The 20,109-nt window shown below is 47.0% G+C and carries 19 protein-coding genes and 1 other RNA gene; 2 read left to right on the top strand and 18 right to left on the bottom strand.

Annotated elements, in window-relative coordinates; all coding sequences use genetic code 11:
- Nucleotides 1–147: 147 nt before the first annotated feature.
- Together ABD014_RS23985 and ABD014_RS23980 are read right to left on the bottom strand one after the other, a co-directional pair.
- Nucleotides 148–642, bottom strand: coding sequence for a hypothetical protein (locus tag ABD014_RS23985; protein WP_343865671.1), 495 nt, complete (start codon nt 640–642; stop codon nt 148–150).
- A 137-nt stretch (nt 643–779) separates the two neighbouring features.
- Nucleotides 780–1,439: a TerC family protein gene (locus tag ABD014_RS23980; protein ID WP_343865669.1), complete on the bottom strand. Its 660-nt coding sequence runs from the start codon at nt 1,437–1,439 to the stop codon at nt 780–782.
- Nucleotides 1,440–1,567: 128 nt separating this feature from the next.
- Between ABD014_RS23980 and ABD014_RS23975 the strand changes: the two genes are divergently transcribed.
- Nucleotides 1,568–2,266 carry a TerC family protein gene (locus ABD014_RS23975; RefSeq protein WP_343865667.1) on the top strand — a complete coding sequence of 233 codons (699 nt, stop codon included), beginning with the start codon at nt 1,568–1,570 and terminating at the stop codon, nt 2,264–2,266.
- A 172-nt stretch (nt 2,267–2,438) separates the two neighbouring features.
- Here ABD014_RS23975 and thiI read toward each other — a convergent pair whose 3' ends face one another.
- The 5 genes from thiI to ABD014_RS23950 all read right to left on the bottom strand — a co-directional run bounded on the left by thiI (nt 2,439) and on the right by ABD014_RS23950 (nt 6,653).
- Entirely contained in the window at nt 2,439–3,674 is a 1,236-nt protein-coding gene (gene thiI, locus ABD014_RS23970; RefSeq protein ID WP_343865920.1) for a tRNA uracil 4-sulfurtransferase ThiI, read from the bottom strand.
- A 5-nt stretch (nt 3,675–3,679) separates the two neighbouring features.
- Complete coding sequence (locus tag ABD014_RS23965; RefSeq protein WP_343865664.1) at nt 3,680–4,828, bottom strand: cysteine desulfurase family protein; 1,149 nt, start codon at nt 4,826–4,828, stop codon at nt 3,680–3,682.
- Nucleotides 4,829–5,018: 190 nt separating this feature from the next.
- Nucleotides 5,019–5,768, bottom strand: coding sequence for a lytic transglycosylase domain-containing protein (locus ABD014_RS23960; protein WP_343865662.1), 750 nt, complete (start codon nt 5,766–5,768; stop codon nt 5,019–5,021).
- Between the two features lie 171 nt (nt 5,769–5,939).
- Nucleotides 5,940–6,389, bottom strand: coding sequence for a hypothetical protein (locus ABD014_RS23955; RefSeq protein WP_343865660.1), 450 nt, complete (start codon nt 6,387–6,389; stop codon nt 5,940–5,942).
- A 36-nt stretch (nt 6,390–6,425) separates the two neighbouring features.
- On the bottom strand, nt 6,426–6,653 hold the full coding sequence (locus tag ABD014_RS23950; protein ID WP_082790170.1) for a DUF1540 domain-containing protein: 228 nt from the start codon (nt 6,651–6,653) through the stop codon (nt 6,426–6,428).
- A gap of 224 nt (nt 6,654–6,877) precedes the next feature.
- Between ABD014_RS23950 and ABD014_RS23945 the strand changes: the two genes are divergently transcribed.
- The gene (locus ABD014_RS23945; RefSeq protein ID WP_343865657.1) at nt 6,878–8,752 is read left to right on the top strand and encodes a S8 family peptidase; all 1,875 of its coding nucleotides are present in this window, start codon (nt 6,878–6,880) and stop codon (nt 8,750–8,752) included.
- 109 nt (nt 8,753–8,861) lie between these two features.
- Here the strand turns inward: ABD014_RS23945 and rnpB are convergent.
- The 11 genes from rnpB to ABD014_RS23890 all read right to left on the bottom strand — a co-directional run bounded on the left by rnpB (nt 8,862) and on the right by ABD014_RS23890 (nt 19,717).
- Nucleotides 8,862–9,264: RNase P RNA component class A (rnpB, locus tag ABD014_RS23940), an RNA gene on the bottom strand.
- 273 nt (nt 9,265–9,537) lie between these two features.
- Entirely contained in the window at nt 9,538–10,653 is a 1,116-nt protein-coding gene (locus tag ABD014_RS23935; protein ID WP_343865655.1) for a Nif3-like dinuclear metal center hexameric protein, read from the bottom strand.
- Complete coding sequence (locus ABD014_RS23930) at nt 10,629–11,387, bottom strand: tRNA (adenine(22)-N(1))-methyltransferase (protein WP_343865653.1); 759 nt, start codon at nt 11,385–11,387, stop codon at nt 10,629–10,631. The genes ABD014_RS23935 and ABD014_RS23930 overlap by 25 nt, the downstream gene beginning before the upstream one ends.
- 279 nt (nt 11,388–11,666) lie before the next feature.
- A complete protein-coding gene (gene rpoD, locus ABD014_RS23925) occupies nt 11,667–12,794 on the bottom strand; it encodes an RNA polymerase sigma factor RpoD (protein WP_343865651.1) in 1,128 nt (375 codons plus the stop codon).
- Between the two features lie 43 nt (nt 12,795–12,837).
- A complete protein-coding gene (dnaG, locus tag ABD014_RS23920; protein ID WP_343865649.1) occupies nt 12,838–14,658 on the bottom strand; it encodes a DNA primase in 1,821 nt (606 codons plus the stop codon).
- A gap of 135 nt (nt 14,659–14,793) precedes the next feature.
- The gene (locus ABD014_RS23915; RefSeq protein ID WP_193556438.1) at nt 14,794–15,246 is read right to left on the bottom strand and encodes a YaiI/YqxD family protein; all 453 of its coding nucleotides are present in this window, start codon (nt 15,244–15,246) and stop codon (nt 14,794–14,796) included.
- A gap of 23 nt (nt 15,247–15,269) precedes the next feature.
- Nucleotides 15,270–17,348, bottom strand: coding sequence for a glycine--tRNA ligase subunit beta (glyS, locus tag ABD014_RS23910; RefSeq protein WP_343865646.1), 2,079 nt, complete (start codon nt 17,346–17,348; stop codon nt 15,270–15,272).
- On the bottom strand, nt 17,341–18,228 hold the full coding sequence (gene glyQ / locus ABD014_RS23905; RefSeq protein WP_343865644.1) for a glycine--tRNA ligase subunit alpha: 888 nt from the start codon (nt 18,226–18,228) through the stop codon (nt 17,341–17,343). The genes glyS and glyQ overlap by 8 nt, the downstream gene beginning before the upstream one ends.
- A 274-nt stretch (nt 18,229–18,502) precedes the next feature.
- Nucleotides 18,503–18,649, bottom strand: coding sequence for a hypothetical protein (locus tag ABD014_RS23900; RefSeq protein ID WP_343865642.1), 147 nt, complete (start codon nt 18,647–18,649; stop codon nt 18,503–18,505).
- A gap of 135 nt (nt 18,650–18,784) precedes the next feature.
- A complete protein-coding gene (recO, locus tag ABD014_RS23895) occupies nt 18,785–19,534 on the bottom strand; it encodes a DNA repair protein RecO (RefSeq protein WP_343865640.1) in 750 nt (249 codons plus the stop codon).
- A 36-nt stretch (nt 19,535–19,570) separates the two neighbouring features.
- Nucleotides 19,571–19,717, bottom strand: coding sequence for a YqzL family protein (locus ABD014_RS23890; protein WP_082790171.1), 147 nt, complete (start codon nt 19,715–19,717; stop codon nt 19,571–19,573).
- Between the last annotated feature and the right edge of the window lie 392 nt (nt 19,718–20,109).

The raw sequence follows: 20,109 nt of genomic DNA, 5'->3' as shown, positions 1-20,109 counted from the left end.
GTGATTCATAACGACATGCAGGCAATCAATTCCTGAAACCAAACTGAAAATAGAACCACAAAACAAGCGTCGGGCAAATAAGACCGACGCTTGACCATCCCTTATATTATACGCAAAAAGCTCAAAAAATCAAGAACTATCCTTACTTTACCACCCACGGCGGGTTTTCCCGCGCATGAGGATCAGGACGATTCCAGCGATGATCAGTATGATCGCCAACAGATAGACAATGGACCAGGTGAACAGAGTCCAGCCTAGCAGAACTACCGACAAGATACCAACAATCAAAGCTGCAGCCAATACCCCTTGCTGTCGCTGAGGTGAGATATAACCATATTCGAACAATCCGACAGCGATACCAAGCAGAAATGCGGGCCAAGTATACTTCAAAGTCTGCCAGCCGCCAAAGTTGCCGATGAAGAAAATGATACTGTATACTACCAAAATTCCGCCAGGAACAAGCAGCTCTACAGGTCCTTTCCTCCAAAAATACCACATATGCAGCAGGATGCCCGGTATCAGGAGAAGTAGAGGCCAGAGCGCCTTGCCCAGAAAACTAAATACACCCAGCTTTCCTAGCAGAATGACGATTCCGGCGGACAGAATCAGAATACCAGTCGTCAGCTTGTTGTTATCGGACATTAGATCACACACCTTCCAGATGACAATGAGGGACATGCCGCAGCATAGTACGACACATCTTTATCTTAAGTTTATATGAATTCGGCACAAAAAACCACTCTTCACAATTTCAAGAGTGGCTTGAGCCCGTCTTCTATTTATTGACGATGTGCTTTCAATTTGAATAACAAGCCGAACATAATAACCAGCCCTGCCAGTAATATCGGCAATATTCCAGTGAGGCTCGGTATGAGTGCTTTCAACAGGATTCCAAACTTCGGATCATGGATGAACATTCCGCCCGCAGTATATCCTAAGATGCCAGCTCCCAAATAAATAAGGATCGGCAATTTATGAAGCAGAACAGAGATTGCACTGCTGCCCCAGACGACAATGGGAATACTAATAGCGATACCGATTACTAATATAGCCAAGTCCCCGTTGGCCAATGCCGCGATCGCAAGCACATTATCAAGACTCATCACAAAATCTGCGATTAGAATCGTCTGAATCGCTTTCCATATGGTAGCAGACTTACCCGAGCGGTTGGAGTCTTCATGGGGTATTAGCAATTTAAAGGCGATTCCAATTAGCAAAATCGCACCGATTGCTTGGATAAATGGAATTTTCAATAGTACTACAGCTACCCACGTCATAATACAGCGCAGCAATACTGCTCCTACGGCCCCCCACCAAATGGCCTGTTTGCGCTGTCTTCTCGGTAAATCTTTACTGGCCATCGCTATGACAACTGCATTGTCGCCGCTGAGGACAAGATTAATGATTAATATTTCTGACAATAAAATGATCTGTTCCACGGCTCACCCCTCCCTTACAACTTGTATGAGAGAAAGAGCCAAGCTATGCCTGTTTCAAAAATCTGCTTTACAAATGAATCTTTTCTATGAATTAATACGTATATACATCTTTAGAGGAAGTGACAATTGTGGAATGGATAAGCGCATCATTTTTTCTCTCGCTAATCAACATCGTCTTCATCGATTTGATCCTTGCCGGTGATAATGCGATTGTCATTGGCATGGCAGCTAGAAGGTTGCCTCATAACGTGCAGAAAAAGGCAATCATCTACGGTACCGGCGGTGCCTTAGTACTACGCATTATCGCGACGCTGCTTGTTGTATGGCTACTGAGGGTCCCTTGGCTGCTGGCAATCGGAGGAGTTCTCCTGCTCTTTATCGCCTATAAGGTACTGACGGATGACGGCTCTCACGACTCTATTGAGGCGAAGGATTCATTGTGGGCTGCAGTACGTACCATCATTATTGCCGATGCAGCTATGGGCCTGGATAACGTTATCGCCGTAGCAGGCGCAGCCGGCCAGCATATGATCCTCGTCGTCATCGGATTACTGATTAGCGTTCCGATCGTTGTCTGGGGTAGTACGCTCTTTATCAAGCTGTTAGATCGTTTTCCTTGGATCGTATATCTCGGAGCGGGTGTTCTCGCTTATACCGCTGCCAAGATGATCACAGAAGAGCCTCATTTTCTGCCCTTCTTCGAGGACAAGCCCATCTTACGTTACCTGCTGATCGCCATCGCAATCATCGTCATCCTGTACACGGGCTATCGTAAGAAATCCGCGGCGTCTAAGAACAGAAGGCAAACACCGAGAGAACAAATGTAATCAAAAAAGAAACGGAATCCTTATCTGCAAATTAGCGGATGGATTCCGTTTTTAATAATTTTTTATGATTGTTACCTTTTAATGAGTGTTCATAAAAGCCGGTTTTCGTTCGATGACGAGTTACTTCTTGACCCGCTTTGGGATCAAAAGAGGACTTTTAAAACTTCCTCTCTTAGAACCAATGCTCTTGAACAACCTCCGGCTCATCCTTTTGATTCTTCCGAATAATGACATGAGGCTTAATGATAACCGACTCCGTATTCTCTACAGCCGCTTCGATCATCTGATCAAGCTCGGTTAACTCTTTTTCGATATGCTCAACAATCCGCAGATTCGGGTTCGTTGCTGGTGATTTGGGAACGAATAGGGTACAGCAATCCTCATAAGGCAAAATCGATATATCATAAGTACCGATCTTCTTCGCCATGGAAATAATATCTTCTTTGTCCATCATGACAAGGGGGCGCAGCAGAGGCAGATCCGTCACCTTGCCGATCACATTCATACTAGCCAGCGTCTGGCTTGCCACTTGGCCGAGACTGTCGCCCGTAACTAGAGCCAGTGCCCCGTTCTTCTCCGCAAGCTTCGTAGCAATGCGCAGCATGGATCTTCTCATCAGCGTGATAATCAGGTTGTCCTGTCCTGTCTTTGCCAAGGAGGTCTGAATATCGGTGAACGGAACGAGGTGCACCTTGATTCTTCCAGAAAATCCGGACAGCACCTGTGCTAATTCAAGCACCTTCTCCTCCGCCTTCTTGCTCGTGTAAGGATAACTGTGGAAATGCACACATTCGATCTCCAGACCACGGCGCATAGCCGAATAACCAGCTACTGGGCTATCGATTCCGCCGGAGAGCAGCATCATTGCCTTCCCGTTCGTTCCTAGTGGGAAACCACCGGCTGCAGGGATCACTTCACAGAACAGGTAAGTTACACGCTCACGGACTTCTACTCTCAGTTCCAAATCCGGGTGATGAACATCTACCTTCAAATGTGGACACGCACTAAGTACGGGACCACCCACCAAATGATTCAGCTCTTGAGAAGAATGTGGGAAGCCCTTGAAGACGCGGCGTCCATGCACCTTAAATGTGTTATACTTGTCTGCTGGAATTGATTTTATAAAATCAACCGCAATCTCAACAATATCTTCAAGCTTGGAAGGTGATACCTTCACCGGGCTAATCGAGGTCAGGCCAAAAATATTTTTTAACGAGGAAATTACCGGATCAGCAGCTTGGCCATTCAATCTTACATAGATCCTTCCATATTCATGAATCGCCTCCGTTCCCGGAAAAGCGCGAAGTAATGATTTAACATGAGACAGAGCCGCCTTCTCAAATCTTGAGCGGTTCTTCCCTTTGACCGTAATCTCTCCGAACCGGAGCAATAGCATTTCATAATCCAAATTCATTAGCCTCTCCCCTTCAAATCTTCCTGACGCGTTACCGCGCTTTGAAGCGCAGCCAGAAATTGTTGTATATCCTGTTCTGTATGCTCCTCACCTAGACTCACACGAATGCCTGAGGACGCCTCTTCAACACTTTTACCCATTGCTAGAAGGATGCGACTTGGCTCACTTTTCTTCGAGGAGCAGGCCGAACGGGTCGATACGAGAAATCCATCTTCCTCCAGCATATGAAGCATGGCTTCTGCCTTCATCCCTGGACAAGAGAAATGAATGATATGCGGTGCTCCATCAGGCGGTGAATTTAGCACCAACTTCGGTATATCCGCAATTCCATCTATCAGAACTTTTCTTAGATGCCGTAAACGCTCTGCAATTTGGGCTTGTCCCTCTTTTGCCAATCTAAGGGCCTTGGCCATCCCCACGATATAAGGAATATTCTCTGTACCGGCCCTTCTCCCCCCCTCCTGGCTACCCCCAGCAAGCAAAGGCTGGAGCTTAATTCCTTCGCGGACGTAGAGCAAGCCGATTCCTTTCGGCCCTCTAAACTTATGTGCAGACAAACTATACATATCAATACCTGAAGCTTGAAGCGACAAAGGCAGTTTTCCAAATCCTTGTACGCCATCCACATGGAATAAGACACGCGGATGCTGCAACTTAAGCTGCTTGCCGATCTCCTGAACCGGATTAATGCTCCCCGTCTCGTTATTCACATGCATTACGGATACGAGCACCGTATCGTCCTGAACAGCAGCGCACACCTGCTCCGGAGTTACAGTCCCTTCATGATTAACCGACAGATAGGTTACATTCCAACCAAGGCTTTCGAGCTGCTTACAGCATTCATATACAGAAGGATGCTCAATGGCCGTTGTTATAAGATGCTTGCCCCGATTCATAAATTGCAGGGCGGCACCTTTTATGGCTGCATTATTACTCTCTGAAGCACCCGATGTAATGATAATTTCAGACGGCTTCACCTGAAGAACTCCGGCACAAACCTCACGGGCCTTTTTAAGCAATTGTTCGCTCTGCTCCCCCAAAATATGCAGCGATGAGGGATTCCCATAATGCAGGCTCATGACCTCAGCAATCGTACGAGCAACCTCGGGATGCGGCGGAGTCGTTGCCGCGTGATCCATATATTTCATAATTTCACCTAGTTTCTTTTAGAGGTAGTTCACACCTATTTGATCATAATACAACCCGAAAAAAAGAACAAAAGAAAAAAACGCAGATTTCCGGGAGTGGCCGGTGCGTTTTTTCCCTTGTGATCTTAATATATCAGCCCTGCAATCAGGCGTCTAATCAATAATATTCAAACATCCACATTCTGGGATGCTATACTTCATATTTGCTGCGAGCGTTCATTACTTTAAATACGTAATTCTGCGTCTCACGCGGCAATAAATGAAGCTTGTCCATCAGTTCCTGATCATTGCTTATGCCAGCTCTCTGCACGCGGCCTGGACCCGCATTATAAGCAGCAAGCGCGGTACTCTCATTACCTCCAAAACGTCGGATCAGATTAGCCAAATAACGTGTTCCGCCATCGATATTCTGGGCAGGATCGAATGAATCCGTAACTCCAAGGCCACGCGCTGTTCCATCCATTAATTGCATCAGGCCCTTTGCTCCCGCAGACGATACAACCTTTGGATTGAAGGAGGATTCCGTCTCAATTACAGCCTGAATCAAGCTCGGAGCTACGCCATAGCGCCCGGCGGCTTCAGTAATTAATTGTTGGATATCTGCAGCGATCTCGTGTCTTGAAGAAGAGATATGTTGCCCGGAAGACACCGGGTTATTCATAGTTATAGAACCTATATTATAGCTATCCGAACTTTCAGGGACTTGCCCATTTATACTGTTCAGATAATTGTTCAACTGAGCTTCGATATTCGAAATTTGATCTTCATAATCATCCGCCGTGATGCTGCCATCAGCCATCATCATCTCCTGCAGCAAAATATCAAACAAAGAACCATCTATATCACCGGAAGTATCTGCTGCCTTGTTTCCTTGTAGATCAATACTGTTCTTCATCTGGAGCGAAATTAGCTGTTCCATCGTTCGCGGATCAATTTGCATGTCGGCCAGCTCCTCTACTTGTACAAAAGATATATGTATATATTTTACACGTGATTGGCAATCATGACCACCTCTTTTTCATAATTTAGTCTTTGTTGAATGGTTGTTTACACCAATACTTCATATGGCAAAAGGCTGACATCACAATGATGCCAGCCTTGAGATCAAGAATCAACGAGTAAATGGAATCAGGAAGAAATAACTAAGTGTGGCTACTATGCCAAGGCCGATCGCCCAGCCTCCCGACGTCTTAGCCCCTTGACTGTATGCATAGAAGCCCAATACTGCGGCGAGCGGGCCAAGTACGATGCTCCAGAGGAACAGCGAGGCAATGCCAAGACCGACCCCAACATAACCTACAGTTCGTCCTATGCTATTATCGGCAACATCTGTATCCGATCGTTCTACTTCTGCACCTTCCGAACGGTTCTCGCGGCGCTCCACCGTATCCCAATTCGTGGGACCTACTGTTGGAGATATTTCAGAAGCGTATTCTTCCTTGTCTGAATTGTTGTTGTTATTAGTTACTGAATGTTCTGAGTGATCTTTACGTGGATAATCAAGACGTTCTCTTTCCCCATAATAATCATGCTGGTTGTCATTATCAAATCGTTGACTCATTCTACAGCACCTCCTAGGCATATAAGATGGTTAAGCTTAAGTTGACTTGGGCTCAAAGGTATGACAGCAAGTAGCAGATGATGTTGTAGCTGTCGTCTGATTCTCGGAATCGAAGGATTCGCCAGCGAATTCCGCATGATACTGACGAGTCGCATTCTGGTCGATATCGATCATAATGCTGTCCGCCTGACAAATATTTTTCTCTCCCCAATGAACACAATTGGCCACACTACATTTTACGATGGGTTTACTACCGCTTGTCATTGATTAATCACCTCGAAATCAGTGTTCCCTCTGTACTGCTCGTTATGCCTTCAAAATGGCTGACAAAACAAGACAAAACATGGGATTGATGCCAGACTATTGCCGGCTCTTTAGATCCTGGTCTTGGAATAAAAAAACAGGCTCCATAGCAACCTATTCATATCTCAATCAGCCATATAAGTTGAATGAATCGTTCAACTTCTACAAGTTAAGGAGGCAATGACATGAAATGGTTCAGATGGGCACTAGTCGGTATTGCAGGGATCGCCGCCGTTGCCGTAATCGGCCTATATCCCTTCAATGAGAAGGCCCCACAACAATCAGCAGAACAAGCGAAGCCGGTGCCTGGACCGAAGGAGGAGCAGCGCTTGAAGCAAATGATGCTGCACCGGGATATGACTGCAACCGAGCGACTCATCAGAATGGATACAAAAGGGCATCTCCGTGCGCTATCCGAGGCTTCACGCAAAGTTCATACCGATAAGCTGAATTCCCGTGTAACCGAATTACAAAAGGGGCACCAACAGTTTAAATCCATCCTTTGGTATGATAGTGCGAGCGGTAGAACGAAGGAAATCCGCGCCGCGCATTACAAGCCGAATAACGAGGAACAAAAACAGATAGCAAGTTATATTAGCTTCGCCAAGAAATCGCTGCAGAAGGGCAAGGCCTATGAATCTCCGGCTTTCCCTCAGAAGGATCCGAAGTTCTATATTACGGCAGAACCAGCGAAGCTGGGCGGCAACGGGGTTATCGCTGTAATGGATTTAGGTATCCTTGGTAAAGTGAAGAAGCATCAGGATAAGAATCTTCGCCTCATTCCTTATCCGAAAGAGGGGAAATATAAGGTTGAATCTGTTGAGACCGACACCCTGCGGGACATTACGGTTAAAACAGGACATGATAACGAAAAAGCGAGCCATTATTATGAAAATGAGATCGTCGTTACATTTAATCGCGGGCTAACGACAGAAGACAGGAAAAAAATCATGAATGATCTGCATTGCAAGCCGCCTCAAAAAATAGTGAACACGTACATTTTTCGTTCCGATAAAATGACGATGAATGAACTGAAGGACTATTTTCTTAAAAACTGGCAGCCTGATTATGTAGAGCCGCATTATCTATATATGACCAACGAGACGAGTCTGGATGATACCCCGCTAATTCCTAATGACATGCTGTTCTCAGAATATCAGTGGAATTTGCCGATTATCGATACGACGCGAGGCTGGAAGCTCAGCAAAGGAAACAATGATGTTATCGTTGGTATTGTAGATACGGGAGTTGATCTGCAGCATCCCGATCTAAAGGGACGATTGCTGAAAGGCTATAATGTTGACGCTCCCGACGAAGATCCGATTGACGATGTCGGTCATGGCACCCATGTCGCTGGGATAATAGCTGCCAATACCAACAACAGCGAAGGAATTGCCGGCATGATGTGGAATGGCAAGATTCTTCCGGTAAAAGCGTTGGACAAATCCGGTGCAGGTACGACCTATTCTGTCGCACAGGGAATTATTTGGGCTACCGATAATGGCGCCAAAGTAATCAATATGAGTCTTGGCAATTACGCTGATGCAAAATTTCTGCATGACGCGGTAAAATACGCTTTCGATCATGATGTGGTTCTTGTCGCGGCAACAGGTAATGATAATACAGAACGGCCCGGATATCCGGCAGCTTATCCAGAAGTTCTGTCCGTGTCAGCGACAGATTACAATTTGAAGAAGGCCTCCTTCTCAAATTATGGCGACTATGTAGATGTGATGGCTCCTGGCGAGAGTATTGCCAGCACCTATCCTGACAACCAGTACGCGGCCTTATCCGGTACTTCGATGGCATGCCCACATGTGACCGCACTGGCTGCATTGATCCGCTCAATTAATCCAGATCTTAAGAATACAGAAGTGATGGATATCATCCGCAAAAATGTAATTGATCTGGGCACAACTGGCCACGACAAATACTACGGTTACGGGCAAATCGATGTCTACGCTGCGCTTGAAGCCGCTGGAGGCGGTGAAGCATCACTGCAATTCTGGCCGCAAGCCATCGAGCGCAAAATGGACAGAGTTATCGAAAGATTGAAATAGCATAAAAAGAGACGGCCGAAACGGCCGTCTTTTTGCGTTATGTATTTGAGGCACATGGCCGCAGGTTCATCAACTTGCGGTAAGCCTCTAGAGAAAATGTTGCGACAGTGATGAAAGCTTGCCATAAGCCGGGTTCTGTACTCGTAGCGGTAAGAACGGGAACTACCCTCCCGCTGTAAGTGACAATCATCTATCTAGACCACATATTACTATGCGGTTCCAGCGACCAACCCAGACGCGCCTCGGGCAAAGGCTGCTTCTAAGGAAGCTGCGTCCCATTAGGTCTTGCTCCAGATGGGGTTTACCAGGAACGAAGTCACCAGCGTTCCTCGGGGTCTCTTACACCTCGGTTCCATCCTTGCCTGTGCCGCCATCATTGCGGCCATCGGCGGTCCATTTCTGTGGCACTATCCTTCAGCTCGCGCTGACTGGACGTTATCCAGCATCCTGCCCTATGGAGCCCGGACTTTCCTCTCGCGGCCGAAGCCGCCAGCGATTGTCTGTCAAACTTTCGAAAGGCAACAATAGTTAGTATACAGGTTATATTGAGTTAACTCAAGGACCAATTAGAGGTAGTTTCAAAAATTCCGCTTTTGATCACGAAGCTATTCAAGAAGTGATCTCGGCATCGAATCTTGAATTCACCCGGGCCCTCCGGTGCTCACGTACAAACTACAAGCAAATGCTTCCGAGGTCGTTTTTTACGAAAACGTGTAGCTCCGCTCCTCACGCCCTAGCTTCATCCAACCTTCTCGGTGCTGAAAAGCGGACAAACGCCTGTATTGTTACATAAAAACAAATGGTTCGGTGTTTATTTTCGAAGCATGAACGTTCGTATCATATTTATGTTCCGTCAACTTACTAGTCAGCCATTCCGCTACTTTCACCTTCATAATCTTCTCTGCATTATGTCCCGGATCGACAATCGTGATTCCGGCCATGAAAGCATCCTGGGCCGTATGGTAATCGACGTCTCCCGTCACAAGCACATCTGCCCCCTGGAACAACGCATGCTTCCAATATCTGCCCCCGGAACCGCCAAGCACAGCAGCCTTCTTAACGGTTCGATTCATATCGCCTACGACCCTGACAGCAGGAACGTCCAGCTTCACTTTGACTCGCTCTACAAACTCCTTCAAGGTGACCGGCTCTGCGAGCTTGCCAACACGCCCTAGCCCTAAGGTACGGCCCTTCAGATCCATCGGATATAGGTCATAGGCTACCTCTTCATACGGATGATTTCTCAGCATAGCCTGTATCACCTGATTGCGAATACTAGACGGAACAATCGTCTCGATCCGAATCTCCTCAACCTTCTCCAGCTTACCCTGTGTACCGATATATGGATCCGTGCCTGCCCCAGGCTTGAATGTACCATAACCTTCAATATTGAAGCTGCAGTGACTGTAATTTCCGATGGCCCCTGCTCCAGCGTCAAGCATAGCATCAAGCACGCGCTGATGGTGATCCTTCGGAACGAATACAACCAGCTTGTAAAGGTTGTCTGTATGAATGTCTTCTAATGAGGCGCTAGGCTCGAATCCAAGTGCTTCAGCCATCCAATCATTCATCCCGCCTTCTGTAATATCCAGATTAGTATGTGCTATATAGACAGCAATATCATTCTTAATCAGCTTCTCATAGACCTTACCCATAGGCGTATCCACCTGGATGGAAGGGAGTGGTCTGAAAATGATTGCATGATGCGCAACGATGAGATTAGCCCCGAGAGCAATAGCCTCGTCGACAACCTCCTCATTGACATCAAGCGCAACGAGAATGCCAGTAATCTCTTTACTTAAACTGCCAAGCTGCAGTCCAATCTTGTCTCCTTCTACAGCAACATGCTTAGGTGCAAGCATCTCCATATACTGAATTACGGTCTGTCCTTTTGCCAGCATGCCAATACCTCCTTAAGCTGTTCTATCTCCTGTCTGAGTTCGCTTTCTCGCTCGCGCGAAGCCTCCTGATCGGATAAAGCGACCTGACGGCAAATCTTCTCCAGCTTCGCTATTTCCCCTTGCCATTTCTTCAACAATATCGGTGAAGGATTCATAATGAATCTAGGTCCTATTCTCAACAACAATGGCTTGTTAATGACAATCCTGCCATCCATAGCCTTATCTTGATACAATTGTTCGTTCAAAGCTCCAGCCCCTGGATCTGCTACAGCCGTCAGCACTTCGTAAATCTTCCCTTCCTCTTCCAGTATCTGCTCCTTCTCCAAATACCAGCCGTTCTCAATCAGCCAACTGCGAACAAATTCCTCACCTACATTCGGCTGAAGTACAAGCTGCTTCACACCCGTCAGCTTATCGATTCCGTTTGCTAGAATGGATACGATTAATGCCCCGCCCATTCCGGCAATCGTGATTGTATCAACCTCCCCAGGGCTGATGACAGCCAAACCGTCGCCTTTGCGGACAGAGATGCGACGATGTTCCCCAGCCTTGGCAACCTGTCTCCGAGCGGCCTCATAGGGGCCGTCATTCACTTCCCCAGCTACAGCATAGGACGCCTTGCCATTCTTCACTGCGTAGACCGGTAACAGTGCGTGATCCGATCCAATATCGGCCATTCTGCATCTGAGCGAAAGCTCATCTGCAATGACCTGTAATCTTGCTGATAGTTTCATTAAGAAAATTACACCACCTGTTTTATTTACTGCCATAACTTGACTTGCAAAAGTGTTCAAAAAAATCTCCTCAAGAAGAAAACAATTACAAGCTTTACAGCAATTTGCATTGACTTGGAAAAAAAGTTAAAATAAAGACCAACAACAGGTAACAACAAGAAAGTCCTTCCATATAACTTAGGAATTACAATACTTCCTTGATATGTTACAAGCAACTAAGCTAAGGTCAGAATGAAAAAATAGACCTCGCTGCCTGGCTGCAGAAGGTCTATTGAAGCGCTATTCCAGGAAATCCTTGAGCCGTTTGCTGCGGCTTGGATGGCGAAGCTTACGGAGCGCCTTCGCTTCAATCTGGCGAATTCTCTCCCTAGTTACGCCGAATACCTTGCCGACTTCCTCCAAAGTTCTGGTCCGTCCATCGTCGAGACCAAAACGTAGGCGAAGCACGTTCTCTTCCCTCTCGGTAAGAGTGTCAAGGACATCCTCCAGCTGTTCTTTGAGAAGCTCGTAAGCTGCGGCGTCCGCTGGCGCCAACGCCTCCTGATCTTCAATGAAATCGCCCAGATGGGAATCATCTTCCTCACCGATTGGCGTTTCCAGGGATACAGGCTCCTGTGCGATCTTCATGATCTCGCGGACCTTCTCCACGCTCAGATCCATCTCAGCGGCAATCTCTTCCGGAGCGGGCTCACGGCCGAGCTCCTGCAATAACTGCCGGGATACTCTGATTAGTTTATTAATCGTCTCAACCATATGAACAGGGATCCGAATCGTTCTTGCTTGGTCGGCAATCGCACGGGTAATAGCCTGACGAATCCACCATGTCGCATAAGTACTGAATTTGAAGCCCTTCTTATGGTCGAACTTCTCGACGGCCTTGATCAGGCCCATGTTCCCTTCCTGAATCAGATCAAGGAAGAGCATGCCGCGTCCTACATATCGCTTGGCAATACTGACAACGAGACGCAGATTCGCCTCGGCCAGACGGCGCTTCGCTTCCTCATCGCCATTCTCGATTCGCTTCGCAAGCTCCATCTCATCTTCAGCAGTCAATAGAGGGACGCGTCCGATCTCCTTCAAATACATCCGCACCGGATCATTAATCTTAATGCCTGGCGGGAGCGATAGATCATCATCATAATTGAAGTCGTCATTATTCTCGCGCTCCTCGTCGTCACTACGACTAGTTAGCTCTTCATCACTATCCCCGTTCACATCTATCCCAAGATCTCCTAGATGTTCAAAGAATTCATCCATCTGCTCAGGATCCTGATCGTAGGGAGACAGCTTCTCCATAATTTCTTTGTAGGTCAGAGAAGATTTCTTCTTCCCTTGTTCAATCAAGCGCTCTTTCACTTGATCTAATGTCAAATCCGTTTCTAGTTCAGTATGTTGATCATTCGCCATATTGGGCTCCCTCCTCCCTAGAAACATCCAAAGTCCAAACCTCTTACTGTCTCTCTAGGGCAATAATCTCACTTGCAATTTGTGCCGCGCGTATAAAGTCACCGGCTCGTTCGGACGAGACCATTTCTTCTTTTTTGCGCTTTATTTGTTCCATAAGCGGAAACCGCCTGATCTCCCGAATACAATCGTCCAATTCCTGAAAGCTCCATTCTCTCGGAATGTCCATCATAGCGATCGCAACTACGGTCTTCTCCAGACGATCATCCTCAAGCGAGGATACAAACCGGCTCGCATCCGGTTCTTTCCCTTGTGCATAATAGGCGTATAGATAAGCAGCAATCGCCGCATGATCATCGATGTTAAACTCATCTCCAAGATGCTTGCTCACATACTGAGCAACCTCTTCATCCTGGAGCATATAGAACAGCAATCTTCGCTCTGCGACTTGATAAGCAGGCAGCAGCGTCGGCATCGACGCCTGCCCCGTTTTATGCCTACCATTATTCCACCTTTTGGCCTTATTATCCCCTGCGGGAGCCTTTTTTTGCATAGCCTGGCGCAATTCATTGCATTCCTGCTTCAGACTGTCAAATGACACCTGCAGATCCGCTGACAAATCCTGTAAATAGATCTCGCGTTCCGTAGGTGATGGCAAAGGGGCTATAATCTCCAGAGCATCTTTGATATAGGCAATCTTTCCGTCTTCCTCTAGCAGTATATGGTTTTTTTTCAGATATATAAGCTTAAATTTGACGGATGTAACAGCTCCATCCAACACTTGCGATTTAAAGCGCTCGGCTCCGTATTTCTGAATGAACTCATCCGGATCGAGGCCATCGCTTAGCAGGGCTATTTTCGTATTGAAGCCGACTCCTTCCAGAATCGATATGCTCTTCAGAGCCGCGGCTTGTCCGGCATTATCGCCGTCATAACAGACGATCACCTCATCTGCCAGACTTCTCATTATGTTCGCATGACTCTCGGTCAACGACGTTCCCATCGTCGCAACGCCGTTATGAACCCCTGCATCCCAGGCGCTAATTACATCGCCATATCCTTCGAACAGGACAAATTGCCTTGTTTTGCGGATATCGGTCTTGGCCTGATGCAGATTATATAACGTCCGGCTTTTGCTGAACAATTTACTCTCCGGCGAATTCAAGTACTTCGGCTGTCCGTCGCCCAGAATTCTCCCGGCAAAAGCAATCACCTTCCCGGTCCGATTATGTAGCGGAAAGATGACCCGGTCGCGGAAGCGATCCACAAAGCCTGTTCCATCCTGCTTGGAAGAGATCAATCCGCCCTTCTCCATTACTTTCAGTTCGAAAGAGCGTTTATCCAAAAACTGGACGAGTGTATCCCAACGCGCAGGTGCGTAACCGATTTGAAAAGTATCGATCGCCTTGTCATTAATGCCTCTTGACCTCAGATATTCCAAGGCCGGTTTGCCATGCTCTGTATTCTTCAATAAATAATGATACAGCTTGGAGGTCCATTCATGAGCCTGCAGCAACTTCTCAAGTTCCATATCCCGCGGCGGTCCGCTCTGGCCTCCCATTCCGTCCTCAAACGGAATATGGGCCTCTTCCGCCATTACTCTTACGGCCTCAGGGAAAGTTAATCCTTCGATTTCCATCCTGAATTTGATGGCATTTCCGCCTTTACCGCAGCCATAACAATGGAAGATCTGCCGTTCGGGTGTAACCGTAAAAGAGGGCGTCTTCTCTGAATGGAACGGACATAGCCCTTTCATATACTTACCCTGTTTCGTCAGATGAACGTGTTTGCCAACCGTGTCGACGATATCATGTTGCCGCAAGACTGCCTCGATGACTTCCTCCGGAATACCTCTTCCGGTACTCATCTAAACCACCTTCATCTTTCAAGAGGTAGTCCAAAAAGTTGAACTTTTTGAACACGCACCTAAGTTAGAATATTTCACAGCCGGACTTAGGCCGTTAAAAATGACTTCTAACACGTAAATATAAATTCGCTAAAATTAGTTATTCTCCTGCAAATCTTGCAAAAGTTTTGACAACATATATTGGAAATGGGCACGGTCCGCATCGGTAAAAGGCTTAGGGCCCTTGGCATAACGCCCGCCGCGCCGCGCTTTGGCATGATAATGCCTGCGTTCAAGCAAATAATCAATATTCCCCGGGTGAAATAATTCGCCCCGGGGAGACAATGTTCTACAATGTTTAGCTATCGTCAATGCAGCGAGACCATAATCCTGGGTCACTACGATATCATCCTTGACGATATGATTGGCAATATACATATCTGCACTTTGTGAGCTTCGGTCGACATGGATAATTTGCACTCCCTGTTCTGCCCGAAGCTCGTGATCATAAGAAGAAACCATGAGCACCTGCGCACCAAAATCGTGAGCCGTCTCGACAATTTCCCGTTTTACCGGGCAGGAATCCGCATCCACGACAATTCGAGCCATTTGCCGGACTTCCTCCATTTCTTCTATGCCCAGACTAGCTTGCTGAAGTCAGCAAACGCCTTAAGATCTTCATCGATCGCCGCCAGCAAGGCCAGACGGTTAGTACGGATCTCTTCGTCATCCGCCATAACCATGACTTTGTCGAAGAAATTCGTAATCGACGATTGCAATCCACCAAGCAGATTCAAAGCTTCCGCTTCGTGTCTTTCAGTCAATTTGCTGCGATAGTCTTCCGTCATCGACCGCCATGCATCATAGAGCTCTTGCTCGGCAGGGTCGCTGAGCAGGTCGAAGCGAACCTTCATCGCCGATGCTTTGGCAGCCAGATTGCTTACACGGCCAAATGATTCAACCGTCGCTTTGAAGTCCGCCTGATTCGTTACCGCATCCATCAGGGCAGCGCCACGTTGAACAACAGAGACGACATCATCATACCCCGCTGCAATAACTGCGTCGACAACATCATAGCGTAAGCTATCAGAGAGCGTCTTCTTCACACGGAGACTGAAGAATTCGAGCAAGTCGCGCATAATTTCTTCTTCCGTTCGCTTCAAGCCGTGGAAGTTCGCATGGGTCTCCAACGAAATTCTGAAAATATCGTTCAGGCTAACAGATAATTTATGTTCCAAAATAATCTGTACAATACCCGCCGCTTGACGGCGTAGTCCATACGGGTCCTGTGATCCAGTCGGAATAATACCGATCGAGAAGCAACCGGTAATCGTATCTATTTTGTCCGCAATGCTGACAATTGAACCAATCTCCGAAGCCGGAACTTGATCACCGGCAAAGCGTGGTTGATAATGTTCAAATACCGCTCTAGCTACCGCTTCTGGCTCTCCAGCTTTACGGGCATAATCCTCGCCCATAACACCTTGCAATTCAGGGAATTCACCCACCATTTGCGTCACCAGGTCGAATTTGCAAATCTCAGCTGTGCGGCTGATCATCTCAGCTACTCCGGATTCTACGCCAAGCAGATGTGAGAGCTTCTCGGCATTTCGGCGAATTCGGCGTACTTTATCTCCTACAGTTCCTAGCTCTTCATGAAAGACGATGCTCTCCAGCTTGGACAAGGCATCCTTGATTTGCATCTTCTGATCCTCTTCATAGAAGAACTTCGCATCAGACAGACGAGCGCGCAGCACTTTCTCATTCCCACGGGAGATAATATCAAGATGCTCAGCGTTCCCGTTACGTACCGTAACGAAATAAGGAAGCAAACCTCCTTCGTTGTTCAATACCGGGAAATAACGCTGATGCTCACGCATGGAAGTAATGAGTACTTCCTTTGGAATGTTCAGGAAAGATTCCTCGAACTTACCATAAAGAGCGGTCGGTGTCTCAACTAGGAACAAGACTTCCTCCAGCAAGTCATCCTTAACTGCGATATTCCATCCTTTTTCAGAAGCCAGTCCAGCGATTTGTTCCTCAATCAGCTTTTGGCGTTCATTAACATCGACAATTACGTGCTCGGCACGTAAAGCCTCTACGTAATTGGCTGGTTCAGAGATAACTGTATCTTGACCAAGGAAACGATGCCCTCTTGTCACGTTTCCTGATTTAACACCGGCGACTTCCAACTCGATAATTTGTGGTCCGAACAGGGCAACGATCCAGCGGATCGGACGTACAAATTTGAAATCATGATTGCCCCAGCGCATATTTTTCGGGAAATTCATCGCGTGCATAATGCCCAGCAGGCCTTCCGCTACGATGGAAGCTGTCTCCACACCGGTACGGCTCTTGCTGACATAGACATACTCTGTTCCGCCTAGGTCTTTGAAGGTGAATTGATCTGGTGTCGCTCCTTGGCTGCGGGCAAATCCAAGCGCGGCTTTGCTCCACTCTCCGTTCTCGTCTAGAGCAATTTTGCGGGAAGGCCCTTTGACTTCTTCATGGACGTCTTCTTGCTTCTCAGCTACATCCTTAACAAGAACAGCCAGACGGCGCGGCGATGCATAGCTCAGGACAGCACCATGTGTAATTACTGAATCATCCAGCCATTTGACCAGTCGTTCTGACAACTGCTCCATAGCCCCGCGAATGAAACGAGCTGGCATTTCCTCTAGACCGATCTCAAACAATAAATCTTTAGACATGTGCAGCGCCCCCTTTCTCAAGCATTGGGAATCCCAGCTTCTCGCGTTCCTCCAAATAAGTTGCAGCAACTTGACGGGCTAGATTACGAATCCGGGTAATGTAACCGGTACGCTCCGTTACACTGATTGCCCCTCTAGCATCAAGCAAGTTGAATGTATGCGAGCATTTCAGCACATAATCATATGCCGGGAATACAAGATGTTGATCCATCGCTTTGTTCGCTTCCTGCTCATACATATTGAACAATGTGAACAGCATTTTTACGTCCGACATCTCAAACGTATATTTCGAATGTTCAAATTCTGCCTGATGGAACACATCTCCATAGCTCGTTCCCTCAACCCACTCCAGATCGAACACATTTTCTTTGTCCTGGATATATGAAGCAAGGCGCTCCATACCATAAGTGATTTCCACTGCTACAGGATTAGCCTCAATTCCGCCAACCTGTTGGAAGTAAGTAAATTGTGTAATTTCCATGCCGTCCAGCCAAACTTCCCAACCTAGACCCCAAGCGCCAAGGCCCGGATGCTCCCAGTTATCCTCTACGAAGCGAATATCATGCTCCAGCGGATTGATTCCAAGACGCTTCAGACTCTCCAAATAAATCTCCTGAATATTGTCAGGGGAAGGCTTGATGATGACTTGGAACTGATGATGCTGATATAGACGGTTAGGATTCTCGCCATATCGTCCGTCCGCCGGACGACGGGATGGCTCTACATAAGCGACTCTCCAGGGCTCTGGTCCAATCGAGCGAAGGAAGGTCATCGGATTGAGCGTCCCTGCTCCCTTCTCCACATCATACGGTTGGACGATAATGCAGTTTTGCTCCGACCAGAATTGCTGCAGGGTCAGAATCATTTGTTGGAAATTCATGAACCACATCTCCTTTGTTTGTTAAATGCAAAAATATCGGCTGAACAGATCATTGTACCGGGCTGCAAGCTTGCAACTTATTCCGATTGTCTATCGTTCAACATAGCTTCCGGCGTCCGGAAGAATACGCAAAAAAGCTCCCTTCCTCCACGCCTGTAACCAGACGTAGGGACGAGAGCTATAGATTTCCCGCGGTTCCACCCTACTTGATTTGCCGATCCTTCAAGGTAGTTCAAAAAGTCGCTGGTGCTGAAAAATCGACCTTTTTGAACATTTATCTAAAAGAAAGTTCAGCAAATCCGCTTTTCACGAACAATTCTCCATGCTCCCGGGCTGCCATTTCATGGGCCAATCCGACCGGGCTCGCACCTTCCCCGGCTCGCTTCTTACGGACGTAGACTCCATTACTTGTCCCGCTCAACACATGAATCTCCATATAGAGGCTACTCAAAAAGTTTGTTTTTGATCACGAAGTGAATCATGACATTACACGCCATTTTGAACACAAACTAACTGGAGAAATTCTTATAAATTATAAATAATTATAAGTAGAATGTCAAATATTATACTTGTTCAGTTGATCCAGCACCTGCAGCGATTTCAGCTTAAGCCCCAGTTGAATATCCATAAAAGAACGCATCAATTCCTTCAGTTCTTGCCTTGTACTATCCTTTACACTGATGTTCCCCAGCCTTCTCATATCCATTCTTTCAAACAGAGTCAACAATTTATAAGTTCCCACTGTAATTTCTCGCGCCGCTGGATCATGATGACGGCATCTTCGACATAGTTTGCCTCCGAGCCGCGGACTCATGAATGTGGAATCATCTTCAGCTCCACAATTAACACAAGCGCTGAAGGAAGGCCCGTATCCGGCTGCCTGGAGAACTTTAATTTCATACAGATGGAGAACGATCTGCGGATCTTTCCCGGTCGACAGCGCATCCAGACAGGCCTTCAATTGCGTGAACCAGAAGCGTCCGACTTCCTCATCCTGCAACGTGCGGTCCAGCAATTCACAAGCATAGGAGGCATAGGCCGCCAGGAACAAATCCTCACGCAAAGAAAAGTGAGATTCAATAATCTCACCTTGATTTAGCGTTCCCAACCCGCCATTTTGACGAAAGAACACATATTCTCCATAAGTAAAAGGCTGCACCATGGCTGTCAATCGGCTCTTCACCTTCTTAGCTCCGCGCGCGATAACCCCAATTTTCCCATTATTTTCGGTGCAGAGTGTGACAATTTTATTCCCTTCGCCATAATCCATACTGCGGATGACGATTCCTTCTACTCGATATAACATACCTGCTCCCCCAACCTCACTGGCTCGATAACAGCGTTATTCAGCCGCCGCTTCTTCCTCCTCGAGGCTCAGTTCCTCAATGGTACTGGCTTCCTCACCTATACTTCCACCAGACTCTTTATACAATAAATAAGCATCGACATCTCCCGTCATTGCAAAATACTTCCACGAAAAATCTCGCATTCGTATTCATCCTCTCTTCGAAAATGACGTCTGCATCTACAAAGATAGGATGTGCTAGATGACATGATCTATGCGTTGCAATTCCTCCCAACTTATAGGAAGTTCAAAAATGCCACTTTTGATCACGATGTTATACTGTTAGATTATTCGACTTCGTATCTTGAATTCACCCGGGTCCTCCGGTGCTCGCGTACCAACTACGTACGCTCCGCTCCTCATAACCCTAAGCTTCAGGTTAGAATTAGTATTTGACGACGTTAAAACTTGAAAACTGCAAAAATGCAGGCTTTGTCGCGTAAAACCACCTGGTCTTGGTAAATTCCTGCAAATGCGGTTCGGCCCCTTAAATCTGGAGTCTGACCCGAGTAAAATACTGTATTCGCAGTCTAACG

The sequence above is a fragment of the Paenibacillus motobuensis genome, assembly GCF_039521865.1.
Lineage (GTDB): Bacteria > Bacillota > Bacilli > Paenibacillales > Paenibacillaceae > Fontibacillus > Fontibacillus motobuensis.
Note: the sequence above shows the minus strand (reverse complement) of the source record. Positions and strands in the feature narration are given on the sequence as shown.